Source organism: Psychrobacter halotolerans, from assembly GCF_039680845.1.
GTDB lineage: Bacteria > Pseudomonadota > Gammaproteobacteria > Pseudomonadales > Moraxellaceae > Psychrobacter.
Window position 1 is genome coordinate 23,284 of sequence record NZ_JBDKWD010000002.1, and the last position, 17,427, is coordinate 40,710.

General features: G+C 44.3%; 15 protein-coding genes and 1 tRNA gene. 8 read left to right on the forward strand and 8 right to left on the reverse strand.

Going from position 1 to position 17,427, the window contains the following annotated elements; all coding sequences use genetic code 11:
* Positions 1–98 precede the first annotated feature (98 nt).
* Genes AAJP47_RS03820 through AAJP47_RS03830 form a run of 3 tightly spaced genes read left to right on the forward strand, consistent with a single transcriptional unit; the run spans position 99 to position 4,311 of the window.
* Entirely contained in the window at positions 99–971 is an 873-nt protein-coding gene (locus tag AAJP47_RS03820; protein WP_346716592.1) for an arylesterase, read from the forward strand.
* Positions 971–1,675: an ABC transporter ATP-binding protein gene (locus AAJP47_RS03825; RefSeq protein WP_346716593.1), complete on the forward strand. Its 705-nt coding sequence runs from the start codon at positions 971–973 to the stop codon at positions 1,673–1,675. Before AAJP47_RS03820 ends, AAJP47_RS03825 begins: the two co-directional genes overlap by 1 nt.
* Positions 1,675–4,311 carry an ABC transporter permease gene (locus AAJP47_RS03830; protein WP_346716594.1) on the forward strand — a complete coding sequence of 879 codons (2,637 nt, stop codon included), beginning with the start codon at positions 1,675–1,677 and terminating at the stop codon, positions 4,309–4,311. Before AAJP47_RS03825 ends, AAJP47_RS03830 begins: the two co-directional genes overlap by 1 nt.
* 35 nt (positions 4,312–4,346) lie before the next feature.
* Here the strand turns inward: AAJP47_RS03830 and AAJP47_RS03835 are convergent, their stop codons facing one another.
* A complete protein-coding gene (locus AAJP47_RS03835) occupies positions 4,347–6,143 on the reverse strand; it encodes a retron Ec67 family RNA-directed DNA polymerase/endonuclease (RefSeq protein ID WP_346716595.1) in 1,797 nt (598 codons plus the stop codon).
* A gap of 613 nt (positions 6,144–6,756) precedes the next feature.
* Between AAJP47_RS03835 and AAJP47_RS03840 the strand changes: the two genes are divergently transcribed.
* On the forward strand, positions 6,757–8,076 hold the full coding sequence (locus AAJP47_RS03840) for a valine--pyruvate transaminase (protein WP_346716596.1): 1,320 nt from the start codon (positions 6,757–6,759) through the stop codon (positions 8,074–8,076).
* Positions 8,077–8,153: 77 nt separating this feature from the next.
* Here AAJP47_RS03840 and AAJP47_RS03845 read toward each other — a convergent pair whose 3' ends face one another.
* The 4 genes from AAJP47_RS03845 to hisB form a co-directional block, all read right to left on the reverse strand.
* Positions 8,154–9,065 carry a DJ-1/PfpI family protein gene (locus tag AAJP47_RS03845; protein ID WP_346716597.1) on the reverse strand — a complete coding sequence of 304 codons (912 nt, stop codon included), beginning with the start codon at positions 9,063–9,065 and terminating at the stop codon, positions 8,154–8,156.
* A gap of 415 nt (positions 9,066–9,480) precedes the next feature.
* On the reverse strand, positions 9,481–9,870 hold the full coding sequence (locus tag AAJP47_RS03850) for a hypothetical protein (protein ID WP_346716598.1): 390 nt from the start codon (positions 9,868–9,870) through the stop codon (positions 9,481–9,483).
* Between the two features lie 196 nt (positions 9,871–10,066).
* Positions 10,067–10,702 carry an imidazole glycerol phosphate synthase subunit HisH gene (gene hisH / locus AAJP47_RS03855; protein WP_346716599.1) on the reverse strand — a complete coding sequence of 212 codons (636 nt, stop codon included), beginning with the start codon at positions 10,700–10,702 and terminating at the stop codon, positions 10,067–10,069.
* 278 nt (positions 10,703–10,980) lie between these two features.
* A complete protein-coding gene (gene hisB / locus AAJP47_RS03860) occupies positions 10,981–11,643 on the reverse strand; it encodes an imidazoleglycerol-phosphate dehydratase HisB (RefSeq protein WP_346716600.1) in 663 nt (220 codons plus the stop codon).
* A 370-nt stretch (positions 11,644–12,013) separates the two neighbouring features.
* Here hisB and AAJP47_RS03865 point away from each other — a divergent pair, with 370 nt between their 5' ends.
* Both AAJP47_RS03865 and AAJP47_RS03870 read left to right on the forward strand, forming a co-directional pair.
* On the forward strand, positions 12,014–12,436 hold the full coding sequence (locus AAJP47_RS03865; RefSeq protein ID WP_346716601.1) for a hypothetical protein: 423 nt from the start codon (positions 12,014–12,016) through the stop codon (positions 12,434–12,436).
* Between the two features lie 123 nt (positions 12,437–12,559).
* Positions 12,560–12,635: transfer RNA gene (locus AAJP47_RS03870), tRNA-Phe, on the forward strand.
* A gap of 80 nt (positions 12,636–12,715) precedes the next feature.
* Here the strand turns inward: AAJP47_RS03870 and AAJP47_RS03875 are convergent.
* Positions 12,716–13,060: a hypothetical protein gene (locus tag AAJP47_RS03875; protein WP_346716602.1), complete on the reverse strand. Its 345-nt coding sequence runs from the start codon at positions 13,058–13,060 to the stop codon at positions 12,716–12,718.
* 307 nt (positions 13,061–13,367) lie between these two features.
* Here AAJP47_RS03875 and AAJP47_RS03880 point away from each other — a divergent pair, with 307 nt between their 5' ends.
* The gene (locus AAJP47_RS03880; RefSeq protein ID WP_346716603.1) at positions 13,368–13,868 is read left to right on the forward strand and encodes a DUF4385 domain-containing protein; all 501 of its coding nucleotides are present in this window, start codon (positions 13,368–13,370) and stop codon (positions 13,866–13,868) included.
* An 11-nt stretch (positions 13,869–13,879) separates the two neighbouring features.
* On the opposite strand, the gene AAJP47_RS03885 is transcribed toward AAJP47_RS03880, so the two are convergent.
* Positions 13,880–14,725 carry an EamA family transporter gene (locus AAJP47_RS03885; RefSeq protein ID WP_346716604.1) on the reverse strand — a complete coding sequence of 282 codons (846 nt, stop codon included), beginning with the start codon at positions 14,723–14,725 and terminating at the stop codon, positions 13,880–13,882.
* 169 nt (positions 14,726–14,894) lie between these two features.
* On the opposite strand from AAJP47_RS03885, the gene AAJP47_RS03890 reads away from it, so the two are divergent.
* Positions 14,895–15,587, forward strand: coding sequence for a phosphoglycolate phosphatase (locus AAJP47_RS03890; RefSeq protein ID WP_346716605.1), 693 nt, complete (start codon positions 14,895–14,897; stop codon positions 15,585–15,587).
* A 91-nt stretch (positions 15,588–15,678) separates the two neighbouring features.
* On the opposite strand, the gene AAJP47_RS03895 is transcribed toward AAJP47_RS03890, so the two are convergent.
* Positions 15,679–17,235 carry a YifB family Mg chelatase-like AAA ATPase gene (locus AAJP47_RS03895; RefSeq protein ID WP_346716606.1) on the reverse strand — a complete coding sequence of 519 codons (1,557 nt, stop codon included), beginning with the start codon at positions 17,233–17,235 and terminating at the stop codon, positions 15,679–15,681.
* Between the last annotated feature and the right edge of the window lie 192 nt (positions 17,236–17,427).

Sequence of the window (17,427 nt, forward strand, 5' to 3'; positions counted from 1 at the left end):
TTTCGCATAAAAAGTAATTTATAAAGTAACCTTCGGATAATATTGGTGTCTGTCTTATTTTGCTACACTGGTTTGATAGCCTATAGGACAGACTGACCATGATGAACGTACCTTTTAATAATGTCCCTTTTTATTTTGCTCGGCGTTTACCTGCCGTCGCTATACTGGCCGTGGTCGTGGCAATCAGCGGTTGTCAAAAAGAGCCTGACACGGACATGGCAGATGACAGTCAAAACACCGCCAACCAGACTACCAGTACGCAAAGCGCTGTGACAAGCCCTAATGCCCTATCTAACAATGAGCCAACCAGCCCTTCCATTGAGCAGCAAAAAGCACCCTTGACCGTATTGGCGCTCGGTGACTCTTTGACAGAAGGACTGGGCGTCGCCAATGATGACAACTATCCGGCACAGTTAGAAACGCGCTTGCATGAGCAAGGCTATAAAAACGCCAAAGTGATTAATTCAGGATTAAGCGGCGAAACCAGTACCGGCTTGGTTAACCGATTGGATTGGGTGCTCCAGACCAAACCCGATATCACGATTTTGACCATTGGTGCCAATGATGCCATTCGCGGTATCGATGTGGCGACCGTTGAGGAAAACATTCGTACCGCCGTCAAACGCCTGCAAGACAATGGTAGTGAAGTAATTTTGGGCGGTATGCAGATTTATGACAATATGGGCTCTGATTATGTGAAGTCTTTTGCCGCGATTTATCCACGCGTTGCTGAAGATATGAATGTGACCCTCATTCCTTTTTTCTTAGAAGGCGTAGGCGGTAATCCTGACTTAAATCAAGCCGATGCCATTCACCCAACCAAAGATGGCTACACCATCATCGTCGATGACAACATCCTACCTGTGTTAGCGCCTAAGCTTGAAGCGTTAAAGCCTGCTGACGCCAATCAAAGCACGGCTACCACAGCTAATGAGCCTGAACCAAAAACCATGCCAATTGAGGCGCTATAATGACTCCGACACGTTCAGCGGCAACCGTTCCTTCTGATTCAAACGTCCTACTTCGCGCCTCTCAACTGACCAAAACCGTGCAAGTCGGTGAGCAGACTTTGTCTATTATCAAAGCAGTCGACATCTATATTAATGCAGGTGAGTTCGTGGTGATCATGGGTAAGTCAGGCTCTGGTAAGTCAACGCTATTGGGACTGCTTGCCGCGCTCGATTATCCAGATAGTGGTTCTGTTACATTGGGCGAGCAAACCTTAAGCAAACTCGATGAAGACGCACTTGCCGTCATCCGTCAGCGTGAGATGGGTTTTGTGTTTCAATCGTTTCACTTGCTGCCGACACTGACGGTAGCAGAAAACATTGCCTTTCCGCTGGATATTGCCAGACGCCCGAATAAAGCGCGCGTGGATGAGCTGATCGACGCGGTGGATTTGGGACACAGGCGTGACAGCTTGCCCAATCAACTATCAGGCGGTGAGCAGCAGCGTACGGCTGTGGCGCGCGCGCTGGTCTCGCACCCAAAGATAGTCTTTGCCGATGAGCCAACGGGTAACTTGGATGAGCAAAACGCCAATCAAGTCATGCAACTATTATTAGACTTGCGCCAACAAGTGGGCTCAGCATTGGTCGTGGTCACCCATGATCCCGCTCTCGCTGATATGGCAGATCGCGTTATTACCATGCACGATGGACGGATTGTATCTTAATGACCAAAACCTCAACGGATCAGTCGTCCATGAATAGTACTTCGATAAACAGTACGTCTTCCGATACTCCCTCTGAATCTATTATCAGCCGAGTGTTAGCACAGCATTTAGGCTCAAAAGCCCTGAGTCGTAGCTGGTGGCAACGCTGGATCTATCCGGTGTTGTTTTTATTAACGCTGACGCTATCGCTTGCTACTTATTTGACCCTCGATTCTATCCAGCAGTCGGTCGATACCTATGTCAATGACAATCAGCGCGCGCTGGTGGGTGGCGATTTGATACTGAACAGTCAGCAAGACTGGCCAAGCGATGTATTGACGCAAGTAGACACGGTTACTGATACGCAAAAGGTATTCGATTATCAGTTTAGTGCGATGGTCGTGACCGATGAGCAGACGTTACTTGCCCGCGTCAAAGCGGTCTCCCCTAGCTATCCGCTTTATGGAAAAGCGGTACTGGCATCAGGCAAACCGCTTTGGCAACAGCTCAACGCCGATAGCGTGGTGGTCGCGCCTGAAGTCCTGAACGGCTTAAACGCTGATGTCGGTGATCGTATTACCATCGGTGATGCGAAATTTACCATCAGTGATGTGCTGACCAAAGAGCCTGATCGTCCCTTAACCGCGTTTGGCTTCGGTGGTCGCGTCCTAATGCAACAAGATGCGCTAGCCGCCACCAATCTGTTGGGTCAACGTAGCCGCGTCAACTATCGCATCGAGCTGGCAGGTGAGCCCGAATGGATTGAACAGCAGCGCAATCAGCTCACACAAGTACTGACCAATTATCCTGACATTGAGCTGTCTGACGCTCAGTCAGCGGACACGTCTGTCTCGCGCATCTCTGACAATGTCTTGATGTTTTTAAAATTACTCGTCATCGCCGTGCTTTTATTATCGGCGGTTGCCATGTACGGCGTCATCACCGCCTTTGTGACCAAGCAGCAGTCTAATAATGCGATTCGCTTGGCGCTCGGTGAGCCACTTAGTTCACTCAAACGTAGTTACTATCAGCTATTGGTGACCACCGCTGTCATCGCCTGTGTGGCAGCGATTGTCCTCAGTTTTGGGTTACTGAAAGTGGGTCAGCCGTACCTCATGGCAATCTTGCCACCAGATGTGGGATTAGCCATCAATCCTATCAGTGCGATTAAAACCAGCATCATTGCCTTAGTGCTGACGCTACTGATTACCCAGCGCGGTTTACGTTCACTGGGTACCACCAAACCTGCGACTTTGCTCAATCAAGGCGCAAGCACGCAAAACCAAAACCTGCCTTGGTATCGACGTGTGCCCATATTGTGGTACGGACTGATGCTAATCGGACTGTATGCGTTTTTTGCTTATGAAGTTGGCTCATGGATACTCGGCGCGCAAATACTGCTCGGACTCATCAGCTTTGTGGCGATATTTTGGGCGTTGGCACGAGGTTGGTTGTGGCTACTTAACAAGCTTGCAAAGCGCGCTTCGATTGGCTGGATGCCGCGCATTGCGATTCATAATCTTGCGCGTAAAGGCAATCAGTCCGCGCTGTTTTTTGTGACCTTGTCGCTATCGGTCGCCGTCTTAACCCTGATTACCACGCTTAACCACAGTATCAACGCTCAGTTTATTAACGCTTATCCTGAGGATGCGCCTAATCTGTTTTTGCTCGACATTCAAAGCGATCAGCACGAGGAAATCAATAACCTTATCGGCGCGCCAGTGAGCTATTATCCAGTGATTCGCTCGCGCGTGGTCACGGCCAATGATGTGCCCGTACAAGACATTGAGCCTGCGGATGGTTTCGATGATCCCACGCGTGTGTTTAATCTGAGCTATGCTGATACGATTATGGATACAGAATTCATCGTTGATGCGGTAGAAGACAATCAGCTGTATGCACCTGTGAACACCCAGAACGAGCAAAATCCCACTCAAGACGTCGTCCCTATGTCCGTTTTAGACACGGCAGCTGATCTGCTCAATGTCGGTATGGGCGATCAAGTGCGTTTTAATATCCAAGGGATTGAAATCGTCGGGCAGATTACCAGTATTCGCTCGCGTTTTGAGCAAGGACCAAGTCCGTATTTTTACTTCTTGTTTGAGCCATCGGTCTTGGCAGCAGCACCGCAAATTCAATTTGCCACCGCGCATGTGCCAGATGAGCAAATTCCAGAGATACAAGGCAAGCTGGTACGCCAGTTCCCAGCCGTTACGACTATCGATGGCACAGCAATCGCGCAGCAAATCCAAGAGCTAGTGGTACAAATGAGCCGACTTGTCTATGTGTTTACCCTACTCGCTCTACTCACAGGCGTGATGGTATTAATCAGCTCGTTGCTGTCTACCTCGCAAGATCGCATGAAAGAAAGCGCGTCGTTCCGACTACTTGGTATGCAAAAACGCGACTTGTATCTGCTCAATATTTTAGAGCTGAGTGTGCTGGGTATTAGCGCGGCTGTGTTTGCGGTTATTATCGCAAACGTGGGCGCGTGGGCGGCAATCACTCAATGGTTTAATCTGCGCTTTAGTGTGCCGTGGATGAGCTTGGGTATTGGCGGTGCGGCATTGATCGGCTTACTGCTGGCGATTGCCGTTATCTATGTGAGATTGGTGATTGGGCGCGGGATTATGGCTAGGGTACGGGCGATGATTTAATTGTATTAGATTTTGGTTTTACAAAGAATAACCCCTTAATTGGGGTTTTTTAATACATTATTTTCTGTCAGTTTAAGCATGGTGGTGACTTCAGATTGATAAAATATAAAATGATAAGCTTGGATATACTTCAAGGTTCTAAAAACAACTTCAAAATCTGAAAAATCAATTTTGCTTCTATTAGGTTCTACCACCTTCTCTAAAAATTCTTTTTTACCATAGAATTTAGCTTGGTCAGTCTTGTTATTAGAAGGTTTAAAAGTTCGCTGGTCTATTTTGGTTTGAAGTAACTCATCATTATATAGCTTTTCTATATCAATATTTTTTTCTAACTGTAAAATATAGAGATTATTATAAACGTGATAAAATTCCATTACTTCAACTTTTGGAATATTTAACTTCTTTATATCTTTATTGAATAGCTTTCTAGCCATCTCAACGACATCGCTACCTGCTTTGTCACCATCTAGAATAATGATGCAGGGGAACTGGCTAGTAACTATTGATTTATCTATAAGCTGATATGTGTTTAAAAATTTATTTAATAGACCTGTCCCTCCTTTCATACCAGTAAAGTAAGAAAAACGTTTAGTATTACCTAAGTAAGTAAACTTTATATCCGCCTTTTTAACATTATAAATATTTTTATAAGCAATTCTCAAATGGCGAGGGTCAGTAAAACCTTCACCTATTACTGTAGTCATGTATGGATAAATAAAATTATAATGGAATAAAAATTTTGTATATAGTTTTTGAATACCCTTCATATCACTATATTTATTATAACTATTATCTTCTATTAGACTTCTATCGTGTTTGATATAGTAAATAAAACTAAGTATTCCATTCAATGAGTTATCACTTACTATATCGTTTCTTCTATGCTTAGAAGATTTAAAGTAAACCCCTGTCCTACAATATGTATTCACCATAGCTCTAGTGTACCTATAGTAATCCTTACCTATATTCACTTTCTCATTTACGGACAAAGACGTTACTTCTTGTCTTTCATTCTTAGTATACAGACGCGTCTTAGACTTATTTATTTCGAATTTTGAAGAAGTAATTACCTTTTCTAGTTGATAACCTACAATCCATCGATCTTGTCGATGTACAGCAATTTGATATGGAAAGTCTTTAAGGTTCGTAGAAAGTGTAATATCGTCTGCATATCTTGTATAATCTAGCTTATATTTTTTGGCTAGACGTAGGATTTTAATATCAAGAATATTACCTATAAGATTACTGATAACAGGCGATAAAGGACTACCTTGTGGTAGATACCCTTCTGTACCATCTAACTCTCTATACGTCGCAATTTGAGCTATAGTAACTGCGACATCCACATCTAAAAGAAAATCTCTGTTTTTTACAAAGTAGCCTACAATACGAGAAAAAGTTATACTTTTAAAAAAATCTTTAATATCTAAATTCAATACGTATTTCTTATTTATATGACTCTTTGCATTACTATAAATATCAAAATTAAATTTCTCTAAAGACCGTTCATTACCTATTTTGCGTCTAAAACCATGTGAAGAAAAACTTAAAATTGAAACAGGCTTTGGTAGCTTAGTTAGTCTTTTGCATTCTATTTCCTCATAACAATTACTTAAAAGCGTTGCAAGCTTTTGCTGTAACTGTTTTAAATCACTCTTAGGAGCTAATATATCTCTATTTCCTCCCGTCTTTTTAGGAATAGTGAAACTATTATATTTATTTTTTGGACTTTGAGCGTAGATTATTGCTGTAAACTGTTTGAGGGAATAGCCTAGAATAGTAGCTAAGTCTTCTCTATCTTCGCATCTTCTTAGTGCTTGTAAATTACTCATATTTTGCATCGTATTATTAGGTTCCTTCTGGGAACTCATGTGGTCACAGTACAAATACTATAAATACCATTAGGACTATCAGAATCCTTGCAGGAATCAGACAGAAGTTCTTACATTGTCAGAACAGGTTGCGATACGCATCCCAATAATCTTCCCAGAAGGGAACAGTTAGGTTATATTAAATTCATTACCTATTCAAGATTGTTGAGAATGACGATAGAAATTATCTTATTTGGTAAGTTACGTCTCAGCTTCACTCTCTTCAAAAGTTTTTCAAATCTAACTTACCTTGCATTTATTCATTCTTAGTTTAGTTGTCAATAGTCACTATAACAATGCTTTTTAGCTCTGATTGAATCTATAACTTAGATGCTGTACCTCATAGACTACCAACTATGAGCGTAAAACAGCTTTCCGCTATAAAACCTTCATTCCTCTAAAACCTCAAACCAAAACGCTCTCTATTCATTTAGCTGGCGTTTTTTTAATTCATTTATCGTTTAGACATATAAACCAATATCAACACTACTGCGTGCTTACCTTATCCCTACCATTTGCTATACTAGCCCAACTTTATTCATCAAATAACCCCTCAAACACTCACGGTAACCGCATGAAATTTTCAAAGTTTGGTCAGAAATTTACCCAGCCCACTGGCATCTCACAATTGATGGACGATCTTGGCGATGCGCTAAAAAGCGATCAGCCGATCAACATGCTGGGCGGCGGTAATCCTGCCAAAATTGAGGCCGTCAATGAGCTGTTTTTAGAGACGTATAAGTCGCTGGGCGTTGATAACGATACAGGTGAAGCCAACAGTAGCGCGATTATTAGTATGGCAAATTACTCCAATCCGCAAGGCGATGCAGGCTTTATCAATGCGTTGGTCGGTTTCTTTAATCGTCATTATGATTGGAACCTGACAGCAGAAAACATCGCGCTGACCAATGGCTCACAAAACGCGTTTTTCTATCTGTTTAATCTGTTTGGCGGTGCATTCACAGACGAGCAGAACGAATCTGTTGATAAATCGATTTTGCTACCTCTGACCCCTGAATATATTGGCTATAGTGATGTGCATGTGGAAGGGCAACACTTCGCGGCGGTATTGCCACATATTGATGAAGTGACGCACGATGGTGAGGAAGGCTTCTTTAAATATCGCGTGGACTTTGATGCATTAGAGAACTTGCCAGCGTTAAAGGAAGGTCGTATTGGCGCAATTTGTTGCTCACGCCCGACCAACCCAACGGGTAACGTGTTAACCGATGACGAAATGGCGCATTTGGCCGAGATTGCCAAACGCTATGACGTGCCACTGATTATCGATAACGCCTACGGTATGCCCTTCCCTAATATCATTTACTCTGATGCGCATCTGACGTGGGATGACAATACGATTCTTTGCTTTAGCCTGTCAAAGATCGGCCTACCCGGTATGCGTACCGGTATTATCGTGGCTGATGCCAAAGTAATTGAAGCGGTTAGCGCGATGAATGCGGTGGTCAATCTAGCACCGACACGTTTTGGCGCTGCGATTGCTACGCCATTAGTCGCAAATGATCGTATCAAGCAGCTATCTGATAATGAGATTAAACCGTTTTATCAAAAACAGGCGAAACTTGCTGTGAAGTTGCTAAAAGAAGCATTGGGCGATTATCCATTGATGATTCATAAGCCTGAAGGCGCGATATTCTTTTGGTTGTGGTTTAAAGACTTGCCGATTAGCACGCGTGAGCTGTACGAGCGTCTAAAAGGAAAAGGTACGCTTATCGTGCCAAGCGAGTACTTCTTCCCCGGCGTCGATGTTACGGACTACCAGCACGCGCACGAGTGCATTCGTATGAGTATCGCCGCTGATGAGCAAACGCTGACTGATGGTATTAAAGTGATTGGAGAAGTAGTACGCGCGCTTTATGATGACGCCAAGTAAAAATCATTGGCTATAAAAATAAAAAACGGACTGATTAAGAGTCCGTTTTTTTATACTTTGAGATGACTACTTTTATTTTAGTTAAGTGCTTTTAATAGCTCATTAGCGCTAAGCTTACCAAACTCATTGGCGGCTAAAGGGCCATCTCCTGAGATGAGCTTTCTATCTTGATGCGTGTGTCCTGTCGCTAGTTTGTTATCAATAGTGACGCCTAGCGCTTCTAACTTATCGCCAAAGTACCACGGCATCGTGCCGGGCAAATAGCCGATTTTTGGCATTTGCTTATCCATGGCGGTTGGAAACGCAACTATCTCGTAGCCTTTGAAAATAAAGTCACGCTCGGAGTTAGCGTCCTTATTTGCTGTATCAACGCTGCTTAAGTCAGCCGCCAACAAAGCCGCAGGTCCGTGGCAAATCGCTAAGACAAATAAGTCTTTGTCATGACTCCAACGGAGCAGTTCGCCAAGGCTCTTGTCTTCCGGCAAACCAAGCATCGCACCATGACCACCGGGGATAAATATCGCGGCATAGTCATTACTCTCGGCCATATCGTTTTTGACGAAATCCGCGATACTGTTTGGATTCTCAAGCTTTGATTGATACTCGGCGTATATTTGTTTGACGTCCTCATCGTCTTCTGGCATCGCCCATTGCTCAACTTGGACAGACTGCCCTGTTGGCGAAAAGATATCTACATCGAAGCCTGCTTTTTTAAAATGCAACAAAGGCACCATCATCTCAACCGGATGGTTACCCGTATCGAACTTTTTACCGTTTTCCATGGTCATGTATTGCTGCTCGGTGCAGACCATGAGGATTTTTTTGTTGCCTGTATACGGCGTGTCGTACTCGGTATGATCGTAGTTGGTTTTATTTGGTGCTGCCAATTTTAGTGATGACTTGGACGGAATATAAATCCCTGTCTCGGTTTCTTGTGGCTCTAAACCTAAGGTGTCTTTGGCATTGTCTAGTATGTCTTGAATATTCATAGTGCTTCCTATTTATTATTATCCCACTTCCTGAAAAGTCGATTAACTTTGTCAAACTTGCTAAGCCTACTTAGTGTAGTGCTCGCCCATGTTTTCCGCGTTACTCTAACTTTTAGAAACGGTATTCGTTATAGTGAAAGGATAGCCAACTAAGTGATGCTGCGCAAAATCCATACCAGTAGCCTTGTTTCGGCTTTAAGTTGAATCGATTATGTGTCACGTCTACATCGCTACCCTTTAATTTTAAGATAGCAAACTGAGTAAGCGTTAAATAGGCAGGAAATTTTATATTTCGTAAGCTTTGTAAATGTGGGTTAATAAGTTGCTAAGCATTTAAATGAAGAGAGTCAGTTAGGTAAGGGCTGTTTTAGAAGCCAAGTAAAAACCTTTAGCTATAGCAATAAAAGCGGACCGATTAATAGTCCGCTTTTTTATGACGTCTGGTCAACGAGGTAGATTTGATGGTTGGTCGAAATATAGTCGTCCACTTCTTAAGCGCAAAAAGCACATACGGTAGCAAACAAGTATTAATCAAATCACGGATACTCGCGATGATCTGATCATCGCTTAACCCAATCAAGCCTGACGCTTCAAGCGTATTTCGATTGTCTAAATACTCACCCAACAATGCAATGCCAGTCACGACGATTAAAGCGATGAACGATCTAATGCTTTGGCTTTTGATGATAGGACGTAGCGCAAGGAGACAAAGCAGATAAACACCGACGCCAACGTAGATATGTAAGGCATCTTTGGCAAGGCCAGTTACTTCAATAATATTGATTTTAAAAGCGGTAAAGTCCACTAGAGTATTCCAAATATAAGCAATTAGAAAAGAGCTGACAATATAGCAAAAATACCGGCTAAAAATAAAAAAGAGTTTGCGACCATGCAAACTCTTTCGCGCAAGGGCAAAGCAGTGCTTTACTCTCCTCGCTCAGATTATAAATGACTTAACTCAACCTACCCCATCATTACATCAAAGTTTCATTCGCCTTCGTTTAGATGTTCCACTCAACAAAGTTTTTTAACAACTGCAAACCAGCGGTGTGGCTTTTTTCAGGATGGAACTGGGTGGCAAACAAGTTGTCTTGCATGATACTGGCACAAAATGGCTGACCATAATCACAAACGGCGGCCACTTGCGAGTGATTGGTAGGCTCACAGTAATAGCTGTGCACAAAATAAAAATGCGCGTTGTCTTCAATACCTTGCCACAACGGATGCTCAACATCCATGCCGCTGATGGTATTCCAGCCCATGTGCGGTACTTTGATGGTTGCACCTTGCTGATCTGTCCATGTCGGATCGAACGCTTTTACCTGACCTTTTAAAATACCAAGACAATCCGTGCCGCCATTCTCAGTGGATTGCTCAAACAACGCTTGCATACCGACGCAGATGGCCATCACTGGCTTGTTAAATATCGCCTGTCTGACAACCTCATCAATACCAGCCTCGTGCATACCAGCGATACAATCGCGCATGGCACCGACGCCTGGAAAGACGATCTTATCTGCCGCCGCCACCACTTTTGGGTCATTGGTAATCGACACATCGGCGCCAACGTTGGATAACGCCTTGCCAACCGAGTGTAGATTGCCCATGCCATAATCTAATAGTGCTACTTTGGTCATTAACTGGCTCTCATTTTTAAATATTTATACTATAGTCAAAATAGCCTAAAAACGCTACGGTATTGCTGATATCAGTTTTTCGTAGCCTCTGTCTGCGCAGGCACAGCAAGCAAGAAAAATTGATATCAGCAGTGCGTGATGTATCGATATTATTTTTCACTGACTATATTGGCTATTACTAAGGTGTAGATAAGGTTCTGCTACAAGGAAGCCAAGTGCAGGCTGTACAACTAGTACGCCAAGCTTGACTGACACCGTAGCAGCGCCTTAAATGCACTTTAGAATGCCTCTTTGGTCGATGGTAAGGTATTCAGTGCGCGCTCATCGTATTCACACGCCATACGCAGGGCGCGCGCAAAGGCTTTAAACGCTGACTCAATTTGGTGATGGCTGTTTTTGCCTTTTAAATTGTCCAAATGCACGGTCATCCATGAATGATTGACGAAACCATAAAAGAACTCGCTGAATAAATCGACATCGAAACTGCCCACATGCGAGCGCGTGAACGGAATGTCCATATGCAGACCAGGACGTCCTGAAAGATCAACGACCGCACGGGTCAGCGACTCATCAAGCGGCGCATAAAAATGCCCGTAACGACGGATGCCTTTTTTATCGCCAAGCGCTTTATTAAAGGCTTGTCCCAGCGTAATGCCCGTGTCTTCAACACTGTGATGATCGTCGATAAAGGTATCGCCCGTACACTTGATGTCCAAGTCAAACAAACCGTGACGCTTAATCTGATCGATCATATGATCCAAAAACGGGACGCCTGTATCCACCACGCCTTGACCAGTGCCATCGAGATTGATGGTACAAGTGATTTGCGTCTCAGCCGTATTGCGCTCAACCGTCGCGGTACGAGCGGCGCGGCCATATAGGTTGGCACTTGATGAGGGGATCTGCTCAGTGGCATTGGCGGGCGTCGAATTGGCGGTCATGGCTACTCTCTATCAATAAATTGGGTTTTTAGCATAGGCGTGATTGTCTGTCCTCATCATAGCAAACCCTAACATTTACTGCCACGACCAAGCCGCAAACCGCGCACAAATTTATGGCAATCTGCTAAAATAGTGACTTCAGTTTAATCAATCATGACCGATACGTTGATGTCACGCTAAGTAGTCAATCTAAGGTGAAAAGGGTATATACGAACCTAGTGTTCTACTGGTATAAAACTTCCTCACTGGCTGTTCGCAAGCTGACAGAGGTGTCACAACATTCATCCCAGTAGAACCGTACTCTTTTTAAAATAGATTGACCATATCACCTTCCATATCATATAAAAACCGTCTATTTATAGGATTTGCCATGCCTTTAGAAGCCTTCGCCATCAATAGTCTGGATGCCCCACTGATTAAAAAGCCAACTCGTGAAAATGAGCTATCGGAACGTTTACACGCCTTGTATGATAACGATGATACACAGCCTGATGGCGCAGACGTATTGAGTCTCGTTGAAAAAGGGTTTCAGCGTGGTCAATGTCTCTATGTTGGTATGTTTAATGACAAACCCATCGCGGCGGTGGCCTGTTTCGATGATGGACAAACCAATGCCAAGCGTTTGCAATATCTCACCGTGCATCCAGAAAACCGCAAACGCGCCATCGATGCCAAGTTCATTAAACTGGTCTATGATGCCGAGGTTAAAAAAGGCGTGCGTGAGTTTGTCCCTGCGGATGCTGATATTCACCGTATCATGAGCGAATATGAGCTACTGCGCGTAAAAGAGTAAATACGGTGTAAAAACCTTTAATTTCATCGAAATTTGCTTATTTTTGCTCTTTTATTATATATAATGCGAAAATAGCTTGACAGCAACGCGTATATTTAGTTTAATAGCGACCTCAACGAAGACGGCTCGATAGCTCAGTAGGTAGAGCAACGGATTGAAAATCCGTGTGTCGGCAGTTCGATCCTGCCTCGAGCCACCATTCGTTACTAGATTCTAAAAACCCTCAAATAGTGATATTTGAGGGTTTTTTTATGGCTGAATGTTTTTATGGCGTACTTCTTATAAGCGTCTTCGCAATAAGACTTCACAACGCTCACGCGAATCCAAGTCATAAATCGTCGCGCGGTAATCAATGCCGTGCCGCCCTTCAAAAAACACCACCCGATCGTCCACTGCTAAAAAGCAAGAAGTGCGCGCATCATAAATAAATCCGTCGATGACGAACGCCAAGTCCCGATCTATTTCTCTGACCGTATAAGTCTCGCCTTGCGGTACTAAATTTTCGAACCACGCACCATAGGCAACTGGCGTCGCTAGGACGCCTACCGTGAGCATTGCTGACAAAGTAACAGCAATTCTTGACGACATCATATAAGACGAACAATAGGTCACTATTTTATGCATGATGATTGGGTTCCTAATCATGGAAGATGCTAGCGCGTTTTAAGTATTTTATAATATAGTTAAAAAATAATAAAAGCGCTACGGCACTGCTAATATCAATTTTCTTGCTTGCTGCGTGTGCGCAGACAGAGGCTACAAAAATTGATATTAGCAGTGCATAATGTATCGATATTACGTTTCAATGACTATAAATCGTTATGCCCTGTCTGTAACCTTGCGACTGTCACAGCTCAACAACATTTTTGCTCTGTTTTTACAACTACTCTGCTCAGTATACTCAACAAACATAATAATAGCAGGTAGCGTTATGAGAGAGTTTGATTACGATTTGGACTATAAGACTCTGGACTTACGCGCACAGCCTGAGCTATATCGAGTTGGGCGCGGCGAGCAAGGCGTGTTATTGGTCGAACCTTATAAATCTGAGATACTGCCACACTGGCGCTTTGCCACGCCTGATATCGCCAAAGAGAGCAGCGAGACGATTTATCAGATGTTTTTGGATTATCTGGCCGACGATGATTTCGTCGGTGCCGACATGGCGCGTAAATTTATCCAGATGGGCTATACTCGCGCGCGCCGCTATGCCAATCACAAAGGCGGCAAAAAGTACGATGGACCTGTGCCCGATGACAAAAAAGGTCAAAGCGGCGCGCACGGACGCGACGAGCTGCCACGGCAAGCGGAAGATCCCATCAAGGCAGAATCGGCGCGTATTTTTAAAGTGAAATGGGACGAATGCCGTGAGAATAAAGACTATCTAAAAATGAAAAAAGCCCATCGCGAGCGCTATAAAGACATTGAGTAAATGCACTGCCTTTATTTAGCAAAACGTAGCAACACAGCACCCACTAAGGTGGTAAAAGTTGAAAGTAATTTTACCAAGTTAAGCCGCTCTTTTAGGAAGAAAACACCGATTAATAAAGCAAAAACGATGCTGGTTTCTCGTAAAGCCGTAACCAGTGCAATCGGGGCTTGGGTAAACGCCCATGTGACAATGGCATAAGCAATGAATGATGCGCTGCCACCAAACAGAAACACACTGCGGCCTTTTGTTGCTATGGTTTTTAGAGCCGTTCTTGAGCTAAGTGATAAGTAAATGCCCATCAGAAGGCCATTACCGATCGCCAGACAGCTAAAAAATCCTAATGACGTGCCTGAGATACGAGCGCCTAAACCATCAATCAAAGAATAGCTGGCAATGAACAAGCCTGTTGTTAAGGCAAGTAATGCGGCCTGATTGTTTTTTTGTCCATCTGCTTGTCTGACCAAAGCCAGACTGATAATACCACCACCTATAATAAGAATAGCCAGCATCTGTATCAGATCGAGCTGAACGCCCAGCATAGTCACAGAAAATAGGGCGACAATCAACGGCGCTGAGCCACGGGCAATGGGATAGACTTGCGTAAGATCCCCCGTTTCATACGATTTCATTAAAAACAACTGATAACCAAAATGCAGTAAAATACCTGCTGCTAGATAGGGCATACTCTCAAAAGCTGGCATGGGAACAAAGAATAGAACCATCAATGCGATGGGCATGTGTCCTAGAATGACAGCGCCCATACTGACTTTTTTATCAACGCCACTTTTGACTAAAGCATTCCACGCAGCGTGTAAAACAGCCGCCCCAATCACGGCAAAAAATACCAATGTACTCATGGCTAAAAACCTTATCTTTACGAGACGATAGATATAAAAATTTAACCACTTGGCTTTTCTTAACAATCATTACTCTGATTCAAAGCTTAGTGCTTTGTTAAGTTGATAAAAGCCTTTATCAATGCTTCAAGATATTACTTCAAGACATTTATCACATGGATAACCAATAATGACAATAAACAATAAGCAACTTTTGATTTTTGATTTCGATGGTACGTTAATTGATAGTGTACCCGACTTGGCCGATGCGACCAACGCCATGCTGACCGCGCTTGGCAAAGACACCTACCCTATCGACACGATACGCAACTGGATAGGTAATGGTTCACGGTTGCTCGTGGAGCGCGCTTTGGTTGGCAAAGTAGACGTGGCAGAAGGTGATCTCAACAAATCCGAAGCCGATCATGCCGAGCAGCTATTTTTTGATGCTTATACTAAGATTGGTGGTAGCAAAACCGTCGCTTATCCTGATGTCGATAGCGGCCTTAAAAAACTACACGCCGCTGGCTACACACTCGCCTTAGTGACCAACAAGCCCATTCGCTTTGTGCCAAAAATCTTGCAAACATTTGGCTGGCAAGATCTGTTCTCTGAAGTGATGGGCGGTGATAGTTTGTCCGCAAAAAAACCCGATCCAATGCCACTATTGCATGTCTGTACTCAACTCGGTATTACCCCTGACAAAGCCATCATGATTGGCGATTCTAGAAACGATATATTGGCAGGTCAAAACGCCAACATGGATACGCTTGGTCTGTCTTATGGTTATAACTACGGGCAAGATATCCGCGATTTAAACCCGAATGAAGCGTTTGATCATTTTGCGGATTTGGTTGATTGGATTATGCAAACTAACGCTTAATACATGAGGTCGTATCTGTAAGAGCAGTATTTATAACATCATTCTCCACAAGGGATGAGACTATCATTTCTAAGTCTCAACCGACCCACTTTTATTTACCACGGTAGCTGAGTGCTTCGGACACGTGTGCACTCGTGATATCGATGCTGGCAGCAAGGTCAGCAATCGTCCGTGCCACTCGCAGGACGCGATGATAACCGCGCGCTGATAAGTTTAGGCGTTGCTGCGCGAGCTGTAAAAGCTGCTGCTCGCCTTCTCCTAGCTGGATATATTGATCAATCTCGCTAGGGCTCAGCTCATTATTGACTTTTTGCTGCCGCTTTAATTGCAGTTTGTGAGCATCCGCGACCCGAAGTCGTACTTGCTCGGAAGTTTCGCCAGCCTGAGCGTTTTGCAAGTCGGCAATCGGTAAGGCAGGTACAGTAATGTGCAAATCGATGCGATCCAGCAGCGGCCCTGACAGTTTGTCTTGATAGCGTTTAATCTGTTCAGGTCGGCAGCGGCAACGACCGGATGTGTCGCCGTCATAACCACACGGACATGGATTCATCGCCGCAACCAATTGAAAATTGGCCGGAAAGGTCATTTGCGAGTTGGCGCGACTGATGGTGATTTGCTTGGCTTCTAGTGGCTGACGCAAGACTTCTAGCACCGTACGATCAAACTCTGGCAACTCATCAAGGAACAAAACGCCTTTATTAGCAAGCGTAATTTCTCCAGGTTTGGGACGGGAACCGCCACCAACCAACGCCACTGCTGATATGGTATGGTGAACTTGTCTAAACGGCCGTGTGCCATAGTCGTAATTGCTATCGGCCACAGAGTAAGTACTGGCAACCTCTAACGCCTCCTCGGCACTCAAATCTGGCAAAATCGTGGGTAATCGTGATGCCATCAAAGTTTTGCCTGAACCGGGCGGCCCAGTAAACAACAATGAATGACCACCTGCCGCTGCAATCTCCAATGCGCGTCTCGCGTGATGCTGGCCTTTGACATCGGCTAAGTCCACTTGATAACCAACCTGCTTTGGCGTGGGACTGGGCTGTACCACTTCTAAACGTCCCTCCACATCATTAGGATCACTCAAAGACTGTAAATGCTGGCAAACGGCTTTTAAGCTTTCTGCGGCCAGTATCGTCACGCCATCAACACGGCTGGCCTCGGTACTGTTTTGCATCGGTACGATAAGTTGCGGCGCGTTCAGCTCTTGTTCTTCCACCCCCGCCTTCTGTGTTGCTTTAGAAGTAGATATCTCAGATTTTATTGCTCTTGCTACGGCGAGGCTACCCGTCACTTGTCGCAGCTCGCCGTTGAGCGCCAACTCACCGATAAATTCAAACCCTGATAACACCTCTGGTTCAAGTTGTCCGCTTGCCGCCAAGATGCCAATGGCGATAGGCAGATCAAGACGCGCGCCGTCTTTTGGCAAATCAGCAGGTGCCAAGTTAATCGTCAGACGCCGATTGGGAAACTGAAAACCGGAATTTAGAATGGCGGAGCGTACGCGATCTTTGCTTTCTCGTACGGCAGCTTCTGGTAGCCCGACAATGGTCAGTGCTGGCAATCCTTGCGACAGATGCACTTCAATAATGACCTTGGGTGCATGCAGACCGACGACCGAACGGGTATAGACTTGAGCAAACGACATCACGGCTTCCAAATAAAGGGAGTGAGTGATGATAAAGTATTATGATTCAGTGCGCAAATGTCGTGTCTTGCGATATAACTTATTTACTGGAATAAAGCGGGAAAATTGTTATATGATAAATAAGCAATAAAAGGATTTTATTGCTCATATAAAGCGTGATGGTTACCGTTTTTGACGCTTTATATCACCTTA

Bases quoted from the DNA above. Each gene is read 5' to 3' on its own strand.
- AAJP47_RS03820 (WP_346716592.1), top strand. From the start codon at position 99: ATGATGAACGTACCTTTTAATAATGTCCCTTTTTATTTTGCTCGGCGT.
- AAJP47_RS03825 (WP_346716593.1), top strand. From the start codon at position 971: ATGACTCCGACACGTTCAGCGGCAACCGTTCCTTCTGATTCAAACGTC.
- AAJP47_RS03830 (WP_346716594.1), top strand. From the start codon at position 1,675: ATGACCAAAACCTCAACGGATCAGTCGTCCATGAATAGTACTTCGATA.
- AAJP47_RS03835 (WP_346716595.1), bottom strand. From the start codon at position 6,143: ATGAGTAATTTACAAGCACTAAGAAGATGCGAAGATAGAGAAGACTTA.
- AAJP47_RS03840 (WP_346716596.1), top strand. From the start codon at position 6,757: ATGAAATTTTCAAAGTTTGGTCAGAAATTTACCCAGCCCACTGGCATC.
- AAJP47_RS03845 (WP_346716597.1), bottom strand. From the start codon at position 9,065: ATGAATATTCAAGACATACTAGACAATGCCAAAGACACCTTAGGTTTA.
- hisH (WP_346716599.1), bottom strand. From the start codon at position 10,702: ATGACCAAAGTAGCACTATTAGATTATGGCATGGGCAATCTACACTCG.
- hisB (WP_346716600.1), bottom strand. From the start codon at position 11,643: ATGACCGCCAATTCGACGCCCGCCAATGCCACTGAGCAGATCCCCTCA.
- AAJP47_RS03865 (WP_346716601.1), top strand. From the start codon at position 12,014: ATGCCTTTAGAAGCCTTCGCCATCAATAGTCTGGATGCCCCACTGATT.
- AAJP47_RS03875 (WP_346716602.1), bottom strand. From the start codon at position 13,060: ATGCATAAAATAGTGACCTATTGTTCGTCTTATATGATGTCGTCAAGA.
- AAJP47_RS03880 (WP_346716603.1), top strand. From the start codon at position 13,368: ATGAGAGAGTTTGATTACGATTTGGACTATAAGACTCTGGACTTACGC.
- AAJP47_RS03885 (WP_346716604.1), bottom strand. From the start codon at position 14,725: ATGAGTACATTGGTATTTTTTGCCGTGATTGGGGCGGCTGTTTTACAC.
- AAJP47_RS03890 (WP_346716605.1), top strand. From the start codon at position 14,895: ATGACAATAAACAATAAGCAACTTTTGATTTTTGATTTCGATGGTACG.
- AAJP47_RS03895 (WP_346716606.1), bottom strand. From the start codon at position 17,235: ATGTCGTTTGCTCAAGTCTATACCCGTTCGGTCGTCGGTCTGCATGCA.